Below are 21,846 nucleotides of genomic sequence, written 5' to 3'. Positions count from 1 at the left end.
ATCTGAACAGAAATCCTAAGTTATTCAATTATATCTAATCATTGATTAGCCCAGCCTTCACGGGCTAAACACAAGTTGAAGGCTTTTTTGCTGTCCTATTAAGACAATTGTTGTGCCAATACTGAAGATGAACTAATCCAGTTTAATTATTTATAAATAAAAAAGAGCCCTGTTTCCAAGGCTCCTTCATAAAATTTGGCCAGTTTTAATTCTTTATTAAATTCCTGTTTACAATATCACCATTATCTAAGAATATCATAATTTGATATACTCCTTTTGTGAAGTAGGAAACATCTATCGTCTCAACATTCCCATCTACAGAATCTCTAATTGGCTTTTTAGACAACACTTGTCTTCCTTCCATGTCAAAAACCAAAATCCTTGTAATATTCTCATCTGATAGCACATTAATATGTACGTAATCCGTTGTAGGGTTCGGAACAAGTTCAACACTTTTCAACTCATCAAATCTATTGATTCTAGACAAATTCTCAGGCGATACCTTGAGGGCATTTCCATTACCTGATAAACTGCAGCCCATCACTTCGACCTCGGCCATGTGCAATGTTCCACTTCCTGAAAGTTGAATGCGTAAATATCTACCGAAATCAAGAATTTTTATAACCTCTATTAGCTCTGCTTCGCCAGCAAAAAAATAGTTTTCTACATTTTCATCAGAAATAAGATTTTCAAGTGAATTTGCTGCAGTAATCGGCTCTTGAGATACGAAAACGTAAAAGTCTTTCAATTTGAACTGAAGGCCATCGCTACGATTATATATTTTTACTTCCTCTATTTCGCGGACTTCCCCTAAATCTACCTGCCACCATGGTCTAAATTCGTTCGTAGTATGTTGTAAATCGGCAGTCCACGGTGAACTCCCCTGTAAGTTTCCATCTACGGCATAAGTCGCTAGACCATTTCCATACGTAGATGACTGTAAAACATTTTTACTCAAGGCGCCATTGGAAAGAACACATCCTGAATTACCAATAATATTAACTTCAATATTGATAGACTTAGACTGATAACACCCTAAACCATTATCGTAGGAATACGTAATTTCATAAATACCAGGGCCTATACTTGGATCAAAAGTACCATCTGTTGTTGCTCCAGACCAAACGCCGCCCGTTGGACTGGCACTTAAAATCTGCACTTCGTCCTCGGTCGTATATGGTCCATACTCCTCTAACGTCAAAGGAGGTTCGTTTTCACAGCTCGATTCATCTACCGTACATCCCATTACCTGAACCTCGGGCAAATGCAATATTCCGCTACCTGAAAGCTGTATTCTTACATACCTTCCCTCACCGTTTACAAAAATATTTTCCTGCGTGTCCGCCTCCCCACCAAAGAAGAAGTTTACAACGTCTGAATCATTTTGTAGCGACTCTATGGTAGCGCTTGAAGATATTGGGTAATCGGAGAGGAATATATAAAAATTATTCAATCTGAATTCCAATCCTTGTCTATTGTATATTTTCAATTCATCAATTGCAGCTTTCGTACCTAGGTCAATTTGCCACCACGGCCTATATTCATTATTAGTATGTTGAAGGTCAGCGCTCCATGCAGAAGACCCTTCCAAATTGCCATCGTGAGCCAAACTTGCAGCCCCATTGCCATAGGTCGATGATTGAGCCGCCAAACCGGTTAAAGCTAGGTTTTGAAGAATGCATCCTCTATTGCTTAATGTGTTTACGATAATTTCAAGTGTTTCTGTTTGGATACAGCCCTCTCCATTATCAAATGCATATATCGCCTCATATGAACCGGCGCCAATACTAGGGTCAAAAGTACCATCTGTGATGGCTCCAGACCAACTTCCACCAATAGGATTTGCTATTACCGTTTGTACACCGTCTGTGTCCAAAAATGGCCCGTAATCTGTAAAAGTTATCGGTTCTGTTCCAAAACATGGCCCATTTACTGAAATGCTAACCGTCTGAGATTGCAAACAACCTTCACCATTATCATGGGTATAAGTAGCTTCATAGATTCCCTCTCCAATTAAGGGATCAAATGTGCCATCAGTAGTTACTCCAGACCATGTACCTCCCTCCGGAGTTGCTATTAAATTCTGAAGAGACTGGCCAGAAGTAAAGGGGCCATAATTTTCAATAACGATCGGATCCGCATCAGTACAAGCCTCTGCATCTAACAAACAACCCATTATTTCAACTTCAGCCATGTGCAAGGTATTATTTCCGCTAAGTTGAATTCTCACATAACGACCTTCTTTATCAAACGGTATTATCTCTTCGATAGACGCCTCACCATTAAAATAAAAATTTGTTACGGAGGAATCGGTTAAGAGGGATTCTAAAGTATCACTGATTTCGAAAGGTTCATTAGAAATAAAAATGTAAAAATCTTTCAACCTAAATTCAAACCCTTGCCTGTTGTAAATATGTATCTCTTCAATAGCGCTGTTAGAACCTAGGTCTACCTGCCACCAAGGTTTGTTTTCATTATTAGTATGCTGAAGATCGGCAGTCCATGGCGATGAACCCTCTGTATTTCCATCCACGGCAAGTTGAGCCACTCCATTACCATATGTGGAAGACTGAGAAGCTTCCCCTGCCAAAGCAATATTTGATAGCACACAGCCTCTACTACCAAGTGTATTTACTCTAATTTCACCTGTTTCTGTCTGTATACAACCGCTTCCATTATCGTATGTATAGGTTACGGAATAGATCCCCTCCCCCAAACTTGGATCAAAGGTACCATCCGTGCTAGCTCCTGACCAAGTTCCTCCTGCTGGAAAAGCATCCAATATTTGAATGCCATCCGTATCTAAATATGGACCACTGGAAATTATGGTTGGTGGATCGATACCAAAGCAAGCACTGTTAACAACAATATCGATAGAATGCGATTGAACACAACCCTCACCATTATCGTAGGTATAAGTGACCTCATAAGTACCCGGACCAATGGAAGGATTAAAAGTACCATCGCTACTAGCTCCTGACCAAGTACCCCCCTCAGGATAAGCGACGAGATTTTGAACATCATCCGACTCAATTAATGGTTCCACGGCACTAATCTCGGGTGGAGGCACCCCTTCACAAAGAGGACTACCCAAGAAGCATCCTTGTATCTCTACTTCGGCCATATGCAAAATACCACCCCCTGACAATTGAATTCGAACATATCTACCATCCTTATTAAGAGCTATTTTTTCCAATAGTCCGGCCTCTCCTTCAAAAAAATAGGAAGATAGAGAACTATCATCGCTTAAACTTTCAACGGTTGCGGTAGAAGGAAAAGGTTTTTCAGAAACGAAAACATAAAAATCTTTAAGTCTGATTTCAAGGCCTTCACCTCTATTATAAATAGATAGGGTGTCCATAAGATACGTCGAACCTAAATCTAATTCCCACCAAGGAGAAAACTCATTGGCCGTATGTTGTACATTTGGTATCCATGGCGAATTACCTGAAGTTACTCCGTCTATAGCAGTTGCAGCCACACCATTACCATAAGTGGATGATTGATTTGCAATCGCACCCAGCGCTATATTACTAAAAGAACAGCCACCATCTACTACAATGTTAGATTTTGCCGTAAAACCTCCATCTTCAGTTGTTGCAGTTATAATAGCCGTTCCCATTGAATGTGCTGTGACCTCACCATTTTCAGATACAGTTGCGATTGCAGGATTATTACTTGACCATATAACTTTCTTGTTTTCAGTGTTTTCGGGAACTACGGTAGCTATCAATTGAGCTGTTTCCCCTGAATTAAGCTCAAATACTTCATGTGAAAGCAATACCCCTGAAGCCAAAACAACGGGCATACCAACCAATACCGGTTCTGAAACTGAAGGTACCCCGTCTGCATTTAGAGCAAATAGCATGTAATAACCCGGGGGCATAATATTTCTATCAGGTATAGCAAGCGTGTAAGTGCCATTGCCACTAAAAGCTAAAGGAACCCTTCTTTGTTCATTATTGGTACTATGAGTAGATGATGACATTCTAATCAAATTGAAATCCACAATACCTGGACTTCCCGTAACGGTCATGCTACTATTATAGTCCACCTCTTCTGGAGCCTCTATAACCGGTCTTTCTGCCAGATTACCGCTATCATCATATAAATAAGGAGGGCTATATATCTCGGCGTTCAAATGATTATCACATGTTGTGCAAAGTCCACCCCCGCCGACGAAAACCTTTCCATCAGACATCAATATTGATACACTGTGATAGGTTCTCGGCACACTCATTCCCACAACGGTTCTCCAAAGGTTAGTAGAAGGATTATAAATTTCAGCATCCAGTCTCGCTCCATAGTCCGTAAACACTCTAGCGGAGTTAAGTCCACCGGTTACTAAAACTTCTCCGTTGGGCAGAACAACACTATTATGCATGGTACGAGAAAAACTTAATTTATTTTGAGTTGGTGAGACAGTAACGTTATTTTCATCGTTAATGTCAATAACATATGAGTTATCTTTAGCTAAATCGCCACTGGCATATGAGGTAGCACCTCCAACTTTTAAAATTTTTCCGATATCGAACATTACAGTAGTCCCTTTCATCGAATATGTATCATCTGCCCTATTTCCTACATAGCTATAAGACCCACTTCCATTTACATCTATCCAATGCATTTCCTCACCTGGGCCAGCGTGAAAAACTTTACCATTAGGAGCAGCCCATAACCAAGCATGGTTATCTACTCTATAAACACCTTCTTGCTCAAAGGCTAAATCAGAAGTATTAAAAAGTAAATCACTTCTCAATCCAGGTAAGGTTTTCCATCCTCTCTCTTGTCGCCAAATTTCACCAATTTTCTCACCACTGGGTGCCAGACCCCCGCTCCAAGACCCTCCAATTACAAAAGCAGATCCATCTGATAGAGTTACACCACTATGATAACCACGGCCCACATTCATGTTATCCGTGGCAATCCAGTTATCTGTAGAATAATCATAAAGTGTACTTTTGGCATTCGACGACCCTCCTGTCACCAATAATTGACCATTTCCCAAGTTGTTAATGCCCGGGCAGAACATATCATGGTTTGTAGGAGTTATTTTCTCACCCAAAGCCATACCATTCGCTCCAATATAAGGGTCAAATAATTCTGTATAAGTAAATCCATCAGCCCCTCCAAAGTAATCTTTGTATTTTGAAGACCAAGTCACCAATCTACCATCAGGAAGGTTTGCAACCGCCACTGGAACAATACCAAATGGAATGGGTTCGCTCCATTGACCTACATGATTTAAAGGAGGTTTAATAGTTATTTCCGAACTGTCAACAAAACCGCCATCATCTGTTGTTGCCGTTATCGTTACAGTACCGGAGGAAATTGCCGTAACAACTCCAAGGGAGTCTACCATTGCTATTCCCACATTCGAACTGCTCCAGGCTACACTCGGATCGTCGGCATCGGAAGGCACCACTGTCGCCGTTAATTGCAGCGTACCGCCCTCCGTAACGGTCGAGGATTCAGGAGTTACCGTGATACCCGTTACCGGGACAGGCGCAGCTTCCACCGTTATGATAGAACCAGCAGTAAAACCACCGTCGTTGGTCGTTGCCGTTATCGTTGCCGTGCCGGGGACTATCGTTGTCACAAGGCCGGTCGAATCCACGGTCGCCACACTTTCGTCGGAACTGCTCCATACCACACTCGGATCGTCGGCATCGGAAGGCTCTACAACAGCGCTCAATTGAAGGGTCTCGCCTTCCGTTACCGTGCCCATATCAGGGGTTACCGTGACACCCGTTACCGGAACAGGGGCCGATTCCACCGTTATGATAGAACTAGCAGTAAAACCACCGTCGTTGGTCGTTGCCGTTATCGTTGCCGTGCCGGGGACTATCGTTGTCACAAGGCCCGTAGCGTCGACAGTCGCTATGCTCTCGTCGGAACTGCTCCAGGCCACACCGGGGTCGTCCGCATCCGAAGGATCAACCGTGGCCGTCAACTGTAAGGTACCGCCCTCCGAAACCGTGCCCATATCAGGGGTTACCTCCACCCCTGTAACTGAAATTTGGCCATAAATCCGAACAGAGGAAATTAAAAAAATACAAAGTAAAAGAAGAAATCTTTCCCTAAAAGGTGTGGTTAGTGTATAGGTCATGATTTAAAAAGTTGGTTAGGTTATAAACAATTCCAGAATCCATTACCCTCAATTCCCTTTTCTCCTAAAAGATCTGTATCACACTATTCAACTTCTACAACCACAGACTGCTAACAAAAACCTATTTGCTAGAGTCTCTTTGAAAACCAAAAATCAAAAAATGAACATGAGAGGGGGGATACCACAAAACTAAACTATTACATAACCCAAGCACATCGTTGTCGTTCAAATAGCTGAATAATTCGACAAACTCCACTTTCATTTTCAATGAAATTTAGGTAGAACTGTAACAATGCCTAACTTTCTTCATCTTTATACTAAACCATCCACTTTTTGAGCCACAAAAGGGAACATATTGACGCTTTATTACAACTGTGTCTTGAAGGGAAACAGAGCGCACAACTCGAAGTTTACAATCGCTACTATAAGGCCATGTACAATACGGCATTGAGAATTGTAAAAAAGAGTGACCAAGCTGAAGATATTATGCAAGAATCATTTCTGAACGCATTTACGAAACTGCATATGTTCAAGGGGGAAGTGGCTTTCGGATCTTGGCTAAAACGCATTGTAATAAATAACAGTATCCATTATTACAGAAAGCAACAAAAAAAGAATGAAGTTGCTCTAGAAGATGTACTGTACAAGGTCGAAGATAATGATGAAATCGTTACAGATCAACATGCGTTTACCGAACTGAAGGCTCAAAAAGTGATGGAGACCATGTATAGATTGAAAGACAATTACAGAGTTTCTTTGACCTTACATCTTATTGAAGGTTATGATTATGAGGAAATTAGTAAAATAATGAATATCAGTTATTCCAATTGCAGAACGACTATTTCAAGGGCAAAAGAGAGCTTAAGAAAAAAGATGCTAATCGCTTGATTATGGAAGATAAAAATCTAGACAAACTTTTTGATAAACTCAGGTCTGATTTTGACTGTGAAGAACCGAGCGCCGGTCATCAGAATCGATTTTTAGAGAAATTGAATACTTCCCAACAAACTGTCGGTTTAAGCCAACGGACCGTATTTTGGCAAAAACCAATGAATATTGCAGCAGCAATCTTGGTAATTGGTACGCTAAGCATTTTTATGTTCCCGTTTGAAAAACCTATTGAAGAACAGGTCGCTGAAATATCACCAGAAGTGTCAAAAACAGAATTTTATTTTACTAGCCTTATCGAGCAACAAATCGATAAGTTAGAAAAAGAAAATTCGCCCGAAACCAAAAGATTGGTCGAAGATGCAATGTTACAATTAGAGAAGTTAGAGAAAAATTATACGCAATTGGAAGATGACCTTCTCAATGGTGGAAATAGTAAATTGATTCTCAGCGCAATGATTAAAAATTTCCAAACAAGAATAGACCTCTTGCAAGAGGTTCTTGATAAAATTGAAAACATTAAACAATTACCGGATTATGATAAAAATACTACCATTTAAATATTTCTCACTAATAGTATGCATGCTTCCCGTGTTGGTGCTTGCCAATAAGGATAGGCTAAAGGGAAAGTATACCAAGGAGAAAACCATCAAAAAAGAATTTGAAGTCAATTCAGATGCTCTTCTAGAAGTAAACAATAGTTACGGAAATTTAAATATTACCTCTTGGAACGATCATCGAATCATGATCGAAGTCCATATCAAGACCAACGGCAATAATGAAGAAAAGGTAACGGAAAAATTGAACGAGATAACCATAGATTTCGAAGCAAGTCGAAGTACGGTCTCGGCTCGAACCGAATTTAATAATAAAAACAATGGCTGGGGCTGGAATTGGGGTAAGAACAACAATGTTAATATGCAAGTAAATTACACTATAAAACTACCGATAAAGGGCAATGTAAATCTTAATAATGACTATGGAAATATTAGTTTAGACCGTATTGATGGCCACGCAAAAATCAATTGTGATTACGGACGGTTAACCATTGGTGAACTTCATGGCCGTAACAATCAGCTTAACTTTGATTATACCTCAAACTCCACTATTGCATTTATAAATAGCGGAAAAATATCTGCGGATTATTCAGGGTTTACAATTGAAAAAGCAGGGGATTTAGTAATCAGTGCCGACTATACCAATTCAACAATAGGTGAAATGGGCAGTCTCGATTATTCGTGCGACTATGGAAAAATTGAAGTGGAGGAAGTTAAAAATGTGCATGGTAGCGGAGATTACATTAACGTTCAACTAGGCACGGTTCACGGTAATATCGACATAAACGCTGATTACGGGTCACTAAAAATAGAACAAATGGCCCGTGATGCGGGCAACCTACTAATTAAGACCGATTATACCGGAGTTAAGATAGGCTATAATCCTCAGTATCATTTTGGGTTTGAAATCAATACATCTTATGCCAATGTAAAAGGAAAAGATGATTTTCAGATACAAATAAGCGAAGAGAAAAATAACAGCAATTATTACAAAGGTCATTATGGTTCAGAGAATAGCGGAAATTCAGTAACTATCTCTAGCGATTATGGTAACGTAACTTTTTATCAAAATTAATAATCAATCAGTTTACCATTGGGTAGGCATCAAAAAACAAACATCATGAGAAAAACAATTGTATTGAGTTTAGTAATGGCATGCACATTGTCATGTTCGGCACAATGGGGAAAAGGAATTAAAGGCAACGGTAATGTAAAAACTTTAGAGCGAAATGTAAGTGATTATGATGAGCTTGCCGTTTCCGGCTGGTTCGATGTTGACTTGGTCGATGGCAAAGAAGGAGAGTTGACACTAAAGGGGGATGAGAACCTGCTTCAACATATAATTACCGAAGTGAACAATGGTAAATTAATCATTAAGGTTGAAAAAGGCTTGAACCTTAAACCTTCAAGTACTAGCAATGGTATACATATAACCGTACCAGTTGAAAGCATAGACGGATTAAGTCTTTCGGGATCGGGAGATATCGTAGGCAAAAAAACAATCAGAACCTCAAAATTCAAGGCAGCTATGTCGGGTTCTGGCGATATTACTTTAGATATAGAGTCTGATTCTATGACGGCAGCAATGTCCGGTTCTGGAGACATGAACTTAAGTGGCTCGACCGGAAATTTAGATGTGACCATTTCCGGTTCTGGCGATATCAGAGCTTATGATTTAGATGCCGACAATGTTGAAGCCACGATTTCAGGATCTGCGGATATTAAAGTAACAGCAAAAGAATCACTTAAGGCAAGGGTTTCGGGTTCTGGGGATATCAGTTACCGAGGAAACCCCAAGAAAATTGACACCAAAACTTCTGGTTCAGGAGACATTTCAAAGGGATAAAAGGATACATCAAAAAGCGAACTATAGGTAGTGAAAAGCCTCTTTAATTAGGGGCTTTTTTATTTACTCTGGTCAACAGCACCATCCCTATCAAAAAGAAGAGACCAAAAAAAATAATCGAATATCGAATGCTGCCCGTAACCTGGGCCACATAACCATAGGCAACCATACCGATTACAATGCCTATCTTCTCAGAAACGTCATAAAAACTAAAATAAGAGGTAGTGTCCACAGCATTTTCAGGAAGCAACTTTGAATAGGTTGAACGAGACAATGCCTGAATACCCCCCATAACTAAGCCCACAATTGCGGCCGTTATATAAAATTCAAAGGGTGTAGTAATAAAATAGGCGAATAAACATATACCGATCCAAATTATATTTAAACCTATTAAAGTGCTAATATTCCCAAATTTAGCGGAACATTTTGAAGTAAGGTAGGCACCCAAAATCGCAACAATCTGAATCAACAATATACTTACAATCAATCCTGTGGTAGAATCGGTAGTGCCCCAATCCAATTCTTCAATTCCGAAATAAGTAGCTACTAACATAATTGTCTGAACTGCCATGCTATAAACAAAGAAAGCGCCCAAATACCTCTTAAGGGGTACATTCTGCTTGATTTTATTCCAAATGAGTTTTAATTCTTTAAAACCATTAAAAAAAATGTCTTTGGTAAAAGACTCCTGTTTATTACCTTTTGGCAAATGATAATAGGTGTACTGGCTAAAACCGATCCACCACAGCCCTGTTAACACAAAAGAAAGTCTGGTAGGCATTCCTTCATCTTCAAAACCAAAAGCATCGTACTTAATTATCATCGCCAGGCAAATGGCCAATAGAATTACACTGCCAATATATCCGAAAGAATAACCCTTGGCACTGATAGCGTCTTGCTGTTCAGGGTAAGCGATATCAGGCAAGTAAGAATTATAGAAAACAATGCTGCCCCAAAACCCGATTAGGGCCGTAAAATAGCACAACAACCCGAACCACAAATATTCTAAATTAAACCAAAAAAGTCCGATACATGATAAAGCCCCTAGATAGCAGAAAAACTTCATGAAGACCTTTTTGTTACCAACGTAATCTGCTATTCCACTCAATAACGGGCTTAAAAAGGAAACCACCAGAAAAGCTGCAGCTGTCACATAACTTACTAGGGTATCGTTATTAAAATCAATACCCAAAAATTCTACTCGATCACTGACTACCGTACCCGTTTCATCTTTGATCAAAGTAAGGGCGCCATAAAATATTGGGAAAATTGCGGAGGAAACAACTAAGTTGTAAACTGAATTGGCCCAGTCATAAAATGCCCAAGCATTCAATAATTTCTTACTGCCTTTTGCAGCTAACATTTTTGCCATAATACCATAAAAAAACCGTTCAATTAGTGAACGGTTTTAAATATACAATTTTTACCTTCGGATTTACTCAAAAGATGTAACCCCGAATTTTTTTGCTTCAGCTTTTGCCATAGGAGCCCATTCCGTTAGGTTATTGATTCTTGTATCGTTCGATGGGTGTGTACTTAAAAATTCAGGTGGTGCTTGCCCACCGCTGTTAGCTTTCATACGTTTCCACAATTCAGCAGCTTCGGTAGGGTCGTAGCCAGCTATCGCCATAATCTGTAACCCGATACGGTCTGCCTCGGTTTCATGGCCTCTACTAAACGGTAACATCAACCCTACTTGTGAACCAACACCGTACGCTTGATTGAAAATATTTCTTTTTTGGGGGTCTTGTATCGCCACGTTGCCGGCTACGGCACCTATCTGCTGCAAAGTACCAGCACTCATTCGCTGGGCACCATGATCCGCGAGTGCATGGGCCACTTCATGGCCCATAACTACGGCCACACCTGTTTCCGTTTGAGTAATGGGCAAAATACCTGTATAAAAAACAATTTTACCGCCGGGCATACACCAAGCATTCACAGTTTCATCTTTGACCAAATTATATTCCCACTTGTAATCTTTTAAATATCCTGCATAGCCATTTGCTGTCAACCATCTTTCGGCAGCAGAAGATATACGCTGCCCGACTTTGGTTATCATTTTAGCTTCAGAAGAATTTTCAATCACATTATTTTCTGTCAGAAATTGATCATACTGGGCAAAAGCCATGGGAAAAACTTGACTGTTCGGATAAAAGTTTAATACTTTCTTTCCCGTAAAGGGATTTGTTTTACAGGCTGCAACCCCAATAAATATGGCAATCGTTAATATTATTTTTTTCATAATGGTTGTGTTTATTTTTGGCAAAATACTAAAAAAATTACTCTGCAGTAATGCGCAATTGCGTAAATTCTTTACTCACTTGAATTGAATTATTACCATTTAATTTCACGTCTTCTAAGCTAACCTTTTCATTATCTATCTCAATGTTCGCTATCTTAAAGGGTATACCATGCAAGTGAATAAGAAAACTATTATAACTCGTTGCAAAACCGCCATCTTTAAACTGCTGAATTATAAGCTCATCTTCTTTACCCAACAGCTTAAAGTTTCTAAGACTAAATTTTCCGTTTTCATAATCATAGCCATCTAAGGCATCTTCATATACTGTAGAGCTTTCATCCCCTATTTTGAAATATACATCTAGTATAAGCTGCTCGATCTCTAGTTCACCCACGTATTGCTGAACTGGGTACTTTGGAATTATAGAACCTTCTAAGATGAACAACGGTATCTTATCAAGATCGGCGACGACCCATTTCTCTCGACCTCCTTCAACGACTTCCTCAGTCCAATAATTATACCAATTTCCTCGTGGTATATACATTCTACGGCCTTGTGCATTGGGTTCTTGCACTGGGCAGACCAAAATTTGCTCGCCAAATATAAATTCATCTGTTCTAAAATGGGTCTGCATATCTTCTTGATCAAAGCACACAATAGGCAAAATCATGGGTTTGCCTTCTTTAGAATAACGCCAAAACATCGTATATAAATAAGGTAGCAATTGGTACCTCAATTCAATAAAGCTTCGTACAATATCTGTGATTTCGTTACCGAACGACCAGGGTTCTTGATCACCATGATCTCCACTGGAATGCACCCGACAGAAAGGATGAAACACCCCCAGTTGTACCCATCTGGCAAAGAGTTCGCCATTGGGTTGTTCGGCAAAACCACCAATATCAGATCCTACGAAAGAATATCCACTCATACACATGCGCTGCACTTGTACGTTGGCAATCCATAGATGTTCCCAAGTAGCGACGTTATCCCCTGTCCAAGTTGAAGAAAAACGTTGGGTACCGGCAAAAGCGGCCCGAGTAATAACCATAGGTCTTTTTGGGTAGACATATTTCTTTACCCCCTCATAGGTCGCTCTAACCATTTGCATACCATATACATTATGTGCCTTTCTATGGCTACATGGGTGACCGTCGTAATCATGGCGGGTATCTAATGGAGCAGTTTTAGTAGGCACCTCCATTACGGCAGGTTCGTTCATATCGTTCCAAACGGCATGTACCCCAATTTCGGCCATGAACTCTTTATACAGCTCTGCCCACCATTCTCGCACCTCTGGATTTGTAAAATCAGGAAAATTACATTCACCAGGCCATACCTTACCTTTCATGTTCGGGCCATCAGCTCTTTTGCAGAAGTAGTCGTTCTCCATGGCTTCCTGATAGACCCAATAATCTTTATCAATCTTGATACCCGGATCGATCATAGCTACAATCTTGAAACCATCTTTGCTTAGATCTTTGATCATTCTCTTGGGGTCGGGAAACTTCTTTTTATCCCAAGTAAAACATCGAAAACCATCCATGTAATCAATATCCAAATAGATGGCATCACATGGTATCTTTAAATCTCTGAACTGCTTGGCTATATCTTTGACATTACTTTCAGGAAAGTAACTCCATTTCGACTGGTGGTAGCCCAACGCCCATAATGGTGGAAGCTCAGGAGCGCCAGTCAAATTGGTATAGGCCCTAACGACTTTATGCATCTCAGGACCGTAGAAGAAATAATAGCTCATTTCTCCACCATCGGCCCAAAAACTAGTAGTAGACCTACGTTCATGGGCGAAATCGAAATGTGACCGAAAACTATTGTCGAAAAATATACCATAAGCCTGCCCGCTGTGTAAACCTATATAGAACGGAATGGCCTTATACAAGGGATCTTGATCTTTACCAAAGGCGTATTGATCCATTACCCAGTTATTGACCCTCTTACCTTTTAAATTACTGTGGCTAGCCTTATCGCCCATGCCATAGAAGCTCTCAGTATGCTGGGTAATCTTACTCATTTTAACCGTGTTACCACCGTATTCGTAATTTTCTTCCCAATGAAAACCCAGTTCATCTTCATTTATAATATTACCATCTAAATCGGATATCTGTACCCGTAAAGTCTTTTTATCGACAAGAACCTGAATTTTAGAGGTCTCTATGATATACTCGGTCGCAGTTTCAAGAATATCCAAATGGTTGTAACCTCTTTTCGCGTCAGGATCAATAGCGTATGAGAAATCGGGTTGAAAATTATTTTCAGTAGCATACCTGAACCTTACCGTTCTATCTTGGATGACCGTTACTTCAAGAATAACCCCATTATCGCTGGTAAAGTAAAACTTGTCTTTATCGCGCACATATTCAACCACATGATTGGGATATAAATTTCCCTTATACTCTAACTCTGTGTTGGTTATCATCTTAAAACTATTTTAAACCTTAAAAAAACGTTTTATGCCCTAATTACGAAATAATATTCGGTACAATTAGGGCTAATTATTCGGTAATCTTTATTTTCATTCGAAAATGACAATACTTAGAGGAGGTATGGTCATTTCAACCGATTGCTCACGGCCGTGCCAAGGTGTTTTCTTGATCGATGAAATATTACTGTTCATGCCCGAACCGCCATATTTTTTATCGTCGCTATTGAGAATTACCTTAAATTTACCTGAGGTCTTGGGCACCCCTACCTTATAGTTCTCCCTAGGTACCGGGGTAAAATTACATGCCACATAAATATCGTTCTTTGTATCGTGGCCGCGTCTAATATAGGTCAATACCGAATTTTGGTGGTCTCCGTAATCTATCCACTGAAAACCATCTGGGCTAAATTGCTTTTCGTATAATGCTTGTTTGCCCCTATATGTGGCATTAAGATCTTTTATGAGTTCTTGAATACCTGAATGCACCTCATATTGTGTCAAATCCCATTCTAAACTTTTTTGAAAATTCCATTCGGAAGTTTGGCCAAATTCACCTCCCATAAAAATAAGATTGGTACCAGGGTGGGTAAACATATAGCCAAACAACAGCCTTAGATTGGCAAAGCGCTGCCATTCGTCACCCGGCATTCTATAGACCAAAGATTTCTTGCCATAAACCACTTCGTCATGCGAAAACGGAAGCATAAAATTCTCGGTAAAGGCGTAAGTCATACTGAAAGTGAGATCGTTCTGATGATGCTTTCGGTATACTGGTTCTTTCTTAAAATATTGCAAGGTGTCGTGCATCCACCCCATCATCCACTTCATACCAAAGCCCAGCCCACCGTACATTACAGGTTTTGAAACTCCAGAAAATGCAGTAGATTCTTCCGCAATGGTCTGAACATCGGGGAACATACCATAAACCGCTTCGTTAAACTCCCTAATAAACGATAGGGCCTCTAAGTTTTCGTTGTTCCCATACATGTTTGGTTCCCACTCCCCTTCTTCCCTTGAATAGTCAAGGTAGAGCATAGAGGCAACAGCATCTACTCTCAAAGCATCGGCGTGAAACTGATCTAACCAAAAAATGGCATTGCTGATCAAAAAGGCACGTACCTCATTTCTTCCGTAATTAAAAATGAGACTCTTCCAGTCGGGATGATAGCCTTTTCGTCTATCAGGATGTTCGTATAAGTGCGAACCATCGAAAAAGCCGAGACCGTGCGCATCTTCAGGAAAGTGCGAAGGCACCCAATCTAAAATTACACCGACACCTGCCTGGTGCATTTTATCGACTAAAAGCTTAAAGCCTTCAGGGTCGCCAAATCGAGAGGTAGGAGCAAAATAACCTGTAAGTTGATACCCCCATGATGGATCATAAGGGTACTCCATTATCGGCATAAACTCCACATGGGTGAAGCCCATCTCTTTTACATACGAAACTAAATCTTCCGATAATTCTTCGTACGAAAGAAAATCACCATTGGCATTACGCTTCCAGGACCCTAAATGCACCTCGTAAACAGAAAATGGAGTGTCTAGAGCATTTTTAGATTTGCGTTTGTCCATCCAATCCTTATCCTGCCAGTCATAATCCCTCCTCCAAACTATGGATGCTGTTCTTGGCGGGTGTTCGCTGTATCTTGCAAAGGGATCCGCTTTTTCGGTTACGGCACCATGGTTGTTGGAGAATATCTTGTACTTATAGATTTCACCGACACCGACTTCGGGTATAAACCCTTCATAAATGCCACTACCATCCCAACGTACATTTAACATATGCTCACTGTCGTTCCAGCTATTGAAATTGCCAACGACCGAAACTGACCTTGCCGAAGGGGCCCATACTGCAAAATAAGTACCCTTAACTCCATTGAGTTCCATAGGGTGAGAGCCTAGTTTTTCATAAAGGCGATAATGCTTACCTGATTTAAAGAGATTGATGTCAAATTCAGAAAAAAGACTATAAACGGTTACATGAGGCATAGTATTCAGGGTGTTTAGCTCTATAAGGTAGTAAATCTACACAACTTTGTTAAAATGATGCTCACTTTGTTGCACCAACATTATTTTCAGGTATAAAAAAACAAAGATTGGCTTAAAGAATAAATGTATGAAAAGCATTGTTTCCATCGTTCAACAAATAATAAAATATCGTTTTTTTGAGATTCCCTATTAAATGGAACGCTTTTTGAAACCCTTTATATTAAATTGTTGAACTTTAAAAAAACTATATACTATGAAAAAGGTCTCTTTACTCTTTGGTACATTTTTAACCCTATTTATAATTTCGTGCGAAGGCCCTGAAGGAATACCGGGACGGGACGGTGAACCGGGCCCATCAGGAGCCGAGTTTGAAGCTGCAGCATTCGAAATAGATGTCAATCTAAGTTTCAATGCGGATCTTAATCGATACGAATTTTTCAGTGAATACCCTTCTGATATTGTTCTTATTCCAGATGATGTAATATTGATGTATCGTTTGGAAGAAGTGAATGACGGACTGGATGTTTGGCGTCAATTACCTCAACCATTTTTCTCTGACGAAGGTTTGCTCTACTACAATTTCGATTTTACACAAGGTGATTATACGGTTCTTCTAGAACCTGAATTTGATGCTACACTAGTAGCTACCGATTTAACAAATAACCAAATTTTTAGAATTGTAGTACTACCCGGTGATTTGGGCACAGCCGTCGACATGGATGAGTCTAACCTCAATTCGGTGATGAGCGCCTTAGGGGTTGAAGAAAACCAAGTCAAAAAAATTAACTAGGAGAATTCAAAACTCTATCTTACTTTAAACCCTGTCGTTAACGATGGGGTTTATTTTTGACTGAACCTTTGCCGCAAACTTTCGTAAATAATACACATGACATGAAAGGATGACCGTAATCGTTCGTCTAAAAAATATACTACTCAAAAATTTAAAACTATGATGTTTAAAAATATACTTCCCCTCCTTTGCTTAATTGTAGTAAGCTGTAAAGGAGTCTCTCAAGAGAAAGAGATTACCAGCAAAAAAGATAAAGAATTTGATGTTACAAAAACCGAAGCCGAGTGGCGTGCAGAACTCTCAGATGCTGAATTTTATGTACTGCGAAAAGAGGCTACCGAAAACGCTTTTACAAGCGAATTGCTAGAAAACAAAGAAAAAGGCACCTACGTGTGCGCAGGTTGCGGTACCGAACTTTTCAGAAGTGAGACCAAATTTCGTTCAGGTACAGGATGGCCAAGTTTTTATGAGGAAATAAAAGGTAACGTTGCGTACGATGTCGATTATAAAATTGGTTATAAGAGAACCGAAGAACATTGCGCAACTTGTGGTGGTCACTTAGGTCACGTTTTCGAAGACGGACCAAAACCCACTGGTCTTAGACATTGTATAAACGGTGTTGCTTTAGATTTTGTACCCGATCATGCCAACTAAATGAATTTTTTCGAGAATTACTTAAAGAGTGTAGTTTTTGAATTCAGAAGATATAAGACCCTAGGCGACAAGTCTTTTGCTCAGCTAGAAGAAGATGAAATTACTTGGAGGAAGGGTAGTGACGATAACAGCATTTCCCAAATTGTCAAACACTTATCGGGCAACATGTTGAGTCGCTGGACCAATTTCTTGACCGAAGACGGGGAAAAACCGTGGCGCAACCGTGAGCAAGAATTTCAACAACCTTACGGCTCAAAGCAAGAAATGATTGTGGCTTGGGAAAAAGGTTGGACTTGCCTATTCAATGCCATCGAATCTATAAGCGAGCAAGACTATTATCGTCTCATTAAAATCAGAAATGAAGAACATACCATTGTCGAAGCGATAAACCGCCAATTGGCCCATTACGCCAATCACGTTGGGCAAATAGTGCTTTTGGCCAAGATGATCAAGGGTACTTCATGGCAATCACCATCTATACCAAAAGGTGGTTCAGAAGATTTCAATAAACAAAAATTTGGGAATAGCTAGCTTAGTCCACACTCCTATTCTACATAATGGCGACCAAGTTATATTATCAATTAAGAATATTGAACATGGTATTAATATTCTGTTATTATTCTAGAACCATCTCCCTCACTCCTTCAATAATTTGATGAGAAATGCTTACTTTTGCACCTCCTTTAAAGAAGGTAAATTCAATTTTAGAACAGCAAAAAACTAAAAAAATATGAGCAATTTCGATGTTATTGTTTTGGGTAGCGGTCCCGGAGGATATGTAACCGCCATTAGAGCCTCTCAATTGGGTTTTAAAACGGCTATAATCGAAAAAGAAAATTTAGGTGGTGTTTGCCTAAATTGGGGGTGTATACCTACCAAGGCATTATTGAAATCAGCTCAGGTTTTTCAATATTTACAACACGCCGAAGACTATGGTCTTAAAGCGGAAAACGTCGATAAAGACTTTGGTTCTGTAGTAAAGCGTAGTCGAGGGGTGGCCGATGGAATGAGCAAAGGTGTTCAGTTCTTGATGAAGAAGAATAAAATCGAGGTGATAAACGGTTATGGCACACTAAAGCCAAAGAAAAAAGTCTCGGTTAAAGATAAAGAAGGTAAAGAAACCGAGTACAGTGCCGAACATATTATCATCGCCACAGGAGCCAGAAGTAGAGAATTACCGAGTCTTCCTCAAGATGGGAAAAAAATTATAGGGTATCGAGAAGCGATGTCTTTAGACAAGCAGCCAAAGAGTATGATCGTTGTGGGTAGCGGTGCCATTGGTATTGAATTCGCCTATTTCTATAACTCTATGGGTACCGAAGTTACAGTGGTCGAGTACCTACCGAACATTGTTCCCGTCGAAGACGAAGAAGTATCGAAACAATTGGAGCGTAGTTTCAAAAAAGCCGGTGTTAAGATAAAAACGAATGCCGAGGTCACTTCCGTAGACACCTCAGGTGAAGGTGTTAAGGCCACGGTGAAAACCGCTAAAGGTGAAGAGGTTTTAGAAGCCGATATTGTTCTTTCGGCCGTAGGTATCAAATCGAATATTGAAAACATAGGCCTTAAGGATGTAGGCATCTCAACAGACCGCGATAAAATCTTGGTGAACGATTACTATCAAACCAATATTCCCGGTTATTATGCGATTGGTGACATAACACCAGGTCAGGCATTGGCTCATGTTGCTTCTGCCGAGGGTATTTTATGTGTGGAAAAAATTGCGGGTATGCACGTAGAAGCTTTAGACTATGGCAATATTCCAGGTTGTACCTATTGTATGCCTGAAGTAGCTTCTGTAGGTTTGACCGAAAAGCAGGCGAAAGAAAAAGGTCTCGATATTAAGATCGGTAAATTTCCATTTTCTGCCAGTGGCAAGGCCAAGGCTTCGGGTAACCCAGATGGTTTCGTAAAAGTAATTTTTGATGCCAAATACGGAGAATGGTTAGGTTGTCATATGATCGGCAACGGAGTTACCGACATGATTGCAGAGGCTGTGGTCGCAAGAAAACTTGAAACCACTGGCCATGAAATACTAAAAGCCGTTCACCCTCACCCTACAATGAGCGAGGCGGTTATGGAAGCGGTCGCTGCGGCATACGATGAGGTAATACATTTGTAAATAACATTCTTGATCCCATACGATTTTTTGATTTTCGAAAATCGTATGGGTTTAATCTACCCTTGATACTATGCTCTCATTCTTCAGAATTACAGCAATTTTAGAAGGCATTTCATACTTGGCACTTTTCGCCATAACCATGCCCTTAAAATACATGGCCGATTTGCCCATGCCGAATAAGTATGTTGGGTATGCCCACGGTATACTTTTTATAGCCTATATTATTCTTGCTATAGTTCTTTGGATGGAAAAAAAGTGGAGTATCAAAAAAGGCATAATTCTTTTATTGGCTTCCCTTCTACCCTTCGCTACTTTTTATGTAGAGAACAAGTACCTAAAACCCGAAGCTGAATAAGCCTTCTAGTTATTTTAGATTACTATCTGAAATGTCGGGCCGATAAGAAGGTGTAGACGTAAGCAATAGTCACGGTAGACCATTTCTCTTCATCTACATTAATTGAAGTGTATGAAAAGTTCACTTCTGATTTTGGGCCTACTTGAAAGCCCAATTGAGGTCGTAGATACAATCCTCCATCATTACCACTATTGAGGCCAAACGCCTGACCTATATCACCTCCAAAAGAAAATGTTTTTCCCGGCCATATTCTAACCGATGCGGCTAAAGGTGCAAATTGCATACTTGGCAAATCTTCTAAAATAGTACCCTCTCTAAATTCTTCGGCAAAACCATGAATGATGCCACCCTTTATTCCTAAATCAAAAGCTTTGTTCGGTGCCCACATATACCCCATGTCAGCCCCAATAACTACACCAATTCGCTCATTAAAATCTCCAAGTGGCAAACCACTTTGCAGTCCTAATTTGAAGCCTTCCTGAGCATGTATTGAAATATAAGTTAGGCAAAATAGTGCCAAAATAACGATTCGCTTCATCATCTGATTTCCTTTTTATACGGAAATGAAAAACGAAAAAATCATCATATAAGTATAGACTTAGCTATTTTTTTGGTAATCGTAAACCTATAATTTGAATAAAAGCTAAAACAAAACCGATTATTGAATGAGATTATAATTCAATAAAATTATTATTCGCCCCTAACTATTCTTGAAGAAAACTTTGAATGGCCAAATCATAACTTTGTAGTCCAAAACCTAAAATAACACCTCTCGCCACAGGTGAAATATAAGAGATGTGACGAAACTCTTCACGCTTATGTGTATTTGAGATATGAACCTCAATAACTGGAGTGGTTACCGCCTTAATGGCATCACCGATACCTATCGAGGTATGGGTATAGGCTGCGGCATTTAGTACGATACCGTCATATGAAAAACCGACGTCTTGAATTTTTTCTATAAGCTCTCCCTCAATATTCGACTGGAAATACTCTAATTGAACCTCCTTGAACCTAAATTGAAGGTCGGTAAAATAATCTTCGAAAGTTTTATTACCATATACTTCGGGTTCGCGCTTGCCTAATAGATTAAGATTGGGTCCGTTAATTACTATTATTTTCATTCTATTGGTTTCTCCTACAAATTATTCCTACTCTGCAGAAATCATTAAATCAACATCTAAACTTTTTTCAAATTAAAGCATTACTTTAGAAAATAGCATGCCCCGATGGACAATGCACCATTTCTTACATTCGCCACATCAAGCACTTGACTTAGACCAAAATTAAATCGTAATTGAAAATAAAAATTTTCATTTAAACGATATCCGCCACCGACATTTAAACCTACATCAATCTTCTTCGTGTCTTGACCTTGTAGGTCTTCTTCCCAATTATCTCCTATTAAAAAACCTAATTGAGGCCCAAATTCGATGGCAACTTCGTCTATAATATGATATTTACCCATCATTGGTAAAGTGATGTAGGTAAGGTTTACATTTGACGGTCCAATATCTGCACCTACCAAAGAAACCAAAAGTTCGGGTTGTATATATAAGTCATCAATAAATGCGGGTATTTCTACGATACCACCAAAGTATAGCCCAGGTTTAGCTGAGACGTCGCTCCTATCTTTCCCCATCCAAGTTGAAATATTCAATCCTGCTTTGCCCCCAAAAGCAAAATCACCAGAAGCTCTGTCAGAAGGCCCAGTACCTTGAAAAACGGTTTGCGCGTTCATATGAACGAAACTTGACAAAAAGAGTATTGCAACTATGAAAAGTCTTAATTTCATTATAAATGTTTTTCAAATTCTAAATCCAAAGATAGAAAACTTTGTCATGAAGC

Annotated in this window: 17 protein-coding genes; 9 read left to right on the top strand and 8 right to left on the bottom strand. The window is 39.7% G+C overall.

Features of this window, described 5'->3' with window-relative positions:
* Window positions 1-205: 205 nt before the first annotated feature.
* A complete protein-coding gene (locus IV512_RS16930) occupies window positions 206-6,109 on the bottom strand; it encodes an Ig-like domain-containing protein (protein WP_209405491.1) in 5,904 nt (1,967 codons plus the stop codon).
* 333 nt (window positions 6,110-6,442) lie between these two features.
* On the opposite strand from IV512_RS16930, the gene IV512_RS16925 reads away from it, so the two are divergent.
* The 4 genes from IV512_RS16925 to IV512_RS16910 are packed head-to-tail and all read left to right on the top strand — an operon-like array spanning window position 6,443 to window position 9,400.
* Window positions 6,443-6,997 (top strand): RNA polymerase sigma factor, encoded by a 555-nt coding sequence (locus IV512_RS16925; protein WP_209405489.1) that lies wholly within the window; start codon window positions 6,443-6,445, stop codon window positions 6,995-6,997.
* A 2-nt stretch (window positions 6,998-6,999) separates the two neighbouring features.
* Window positions 7,000-7,557 (top strand): hypothetical protein, encoded by a 558-nt coding sequence (locus IV512_RS16920; RefSeq protein WP_209405487.1) that lies wholly within the window; start codon window positions 7,000-7,002, stop codon window positions 7,555-7,557.
* Window positions 7,538-8,629, top strand: a complete 1,092-nt coding sequence (locus IV512_RS16915) for a hypothetical protein (protein WP_209405610.1) — start codon at window positions 7,538-7,540, stop codon at window positions 8,627-8,629. The genes IV512_RS16920 and IV512_RS16915 overlap by 20 nt, the downstream gene beginning before the upstream one ends.
* 45 nt (window positions 8,630-8,674) lie before the next feature.
* Window positions 8,675-9,400: a head GIN domain-containing protein gene (locus tag IV512_RS16910; protein WP_209405485.1), complete on the top strand. Its 726-nt coding sequence runs from the start codon at window positions 8,675-8,677 to the stop codon at window positions 9,398-9,400.
* A gap of 43 nt (window positions 9,401-9,443) precedes the next feature.
* Here IV512_RS16910 and IV512_RS16905 read toward each other — a convergent pair whose 3' ends face one another.
* The 4 genes from IV512_RS16905 to glgB all read right to left on the bottom strand — a co-directional run bounded on the left by IV512_RS16905 (window position 9,444) and on the right by glgB (window position 16,077).
* Entirely contained in the window at window positions 9,444-10,772 is a 1,329-nt protein-coding gene (locus IV512_RS16905) for an MFS transporter (protein ID WP_209405483.1), read from the bottom strand.
* 63 nt (window positions 10,773-10,835) lie between these two features.
* Complete coding sequence (locus IV512_RS16900) at window positions 10,836-11,645, bottom strand: M48 family metallopeptidase (RefSeq protein ID WP_209405481.1); 810 nt, start codon at window positions 11,643-11,645, stop codon at window positions 10,836-10,838.
* Window positions 11,646-11,682: 37 nt separating this feature from the next.
* The gene (locus IV512_RS16895) at window positions 11,683-14,082 is read right to left on the bottom strand and encodes a glycoside hydrolase family 31 protein (protein WP_209405479.1); all 2,400 of its coding nucleotides are present in this window, start codon (window positions 14,080-14,082) and stop codon (window positions 11,683-11,685) included.
* A 96-nt stretch (window positions 14,083-14,178) separates the two neighbouring features.
* Window positions 14,179-16,077, bottom strand: coding sequence for a 1,4-alpha-glucan branching protein GlgB (gene glgB / locus IV512_RS16890; RefSeq protein WP_209405477.1), 1,899 nt, complete (start codon window positions 16,075-16,077; stop codon window positions 14,179-14,181).
* Between the two features lie 253 nt (window positions 16,078-16,330).
* Here glgB and IV512_RS16885 point away from each other — a divergent pair, with 253 nt between their 5' ends.
* The 5 genes from IV512_RS16885 (at window position 16,331) to IV512_RS16865 (ending at window position 19,998) form a co-directional block, all read left to right on the top strand.
* Window positions 16,331-16,867, top strand: coding sequence for a hypothetical protein (locus IV512_RS16885; protein WP_209405475.1), 537 nt, complete (start codon window positions 16,331-16,333; stop codon window positions 16,865-16,867).
* A gap of 162 nt (window positions 16,868-17,029) precedes the next feature.
* Window positions 17,030-17,521 carry a peptide-methionine (R)-S-oxide reductase MsrB gene (msrB, locus tag IV512_RS16880; protein WP_209405608.1) on the top strand — a complete coding sequence of 164 codons (492 nt, stop codon included), beginning with the start codon at window positions 17,030-17,032 and terminating at the stop codon, window positions 17,519-17,521.
* The gene (locus IV512_RS16875; protein WP_209405473.1) at window positions 17,522-18,052 is read left to right on the top strand and encodes a DUF1572 family protein; all 531 of its coding nucleotides are present in this window, start codon (window positions 17,522-17,524) and stop codon (window positions 18,050-18,052) included.
* A gap of 199 nt (window positions 18,053-18,251) precedes the next feature.
* Entirely contained in the window at window positions 18,252-19,643 is a 1,392-nt protein-coding gene (gene lpdA / locus IV512_RS16870; RefSeq protein ID WP_209405472.1) for a dihydrolipoyl dehydrogenase, read from the top strand.
* Window positions 19,644-19,713: 70 nt separating this feature from the next.
* Window positions 19,714-19,998, top strand: coding sequence for a DUF3817 domain-containing protein (locus tag IV512_RS16865; RefSeq protein ID WP_209405470.1), 285 nt, complete (start codon window positions 19,714-19,716; stop codon window positions 19,996-19,998).
* A gap of 22 nt (window positions 19,999-20,020) precedes the next feature.
* On the opposite strand, the gene IV512_RS16860 is transcribed toward IV512_RS16865, so the two are convergent.
* The 3 genes from IV512_RS16860 to IV512_RS16850 form a co-directional block, all read right to left on the bottom strand.
* Complete coding sequence (locus IV512_RS16860) at window positions 20,021-20,539, bottom strand: hypothetical protein (RefSeq protein WP_245224901.1); 519 nt, start codon at window positions 20,537-20,539, stop codon at window positions 20,021-20,023.
* A gap of 163 nt (window positions 20,540-20,702) precedes the next feature.
* The gene (gene aroQ, locus IV512_RS16855) at window positions 20,703-21,122 is read right to left on the bottom strand and encodes a type II 3-dehydroquinate dehydratase (RefSeq protein ID WP_209405468.1); all 420 of its coding nucleotides are present in this window, start codon (window positions 21,120-21,122) and stop codon (window positions 20,703-20,705) included.
* Between the two features lie 80 nt (window positions 21,123-21,202).
* Window positions 21,203-21,793, bottom strand: coding sequence for a porin family protein (locus IV512_RS16850; protein ID WP_209405466.1), 591 nt, complete (start codon window positions 21,791-21,793; stop codon window positions 21,203-21,205).
* Window positions 21,794-21,846 lie beyond the last annotated feature (53 nt).

The organism is Pseudozobellia sp. WGM2 (assembly GCF_017810075.1).
Classification (GTDB): domain Bacteria; phylum Bacteroidota; class Bacteroidia; order Flavobacteriales; family Flavobacteriaceae; genus JADNYK01.
Note: the sequence above shows the minus strand (reverse complement) of the source record. Positions and strands in the feature narration are given on the sequence as shown.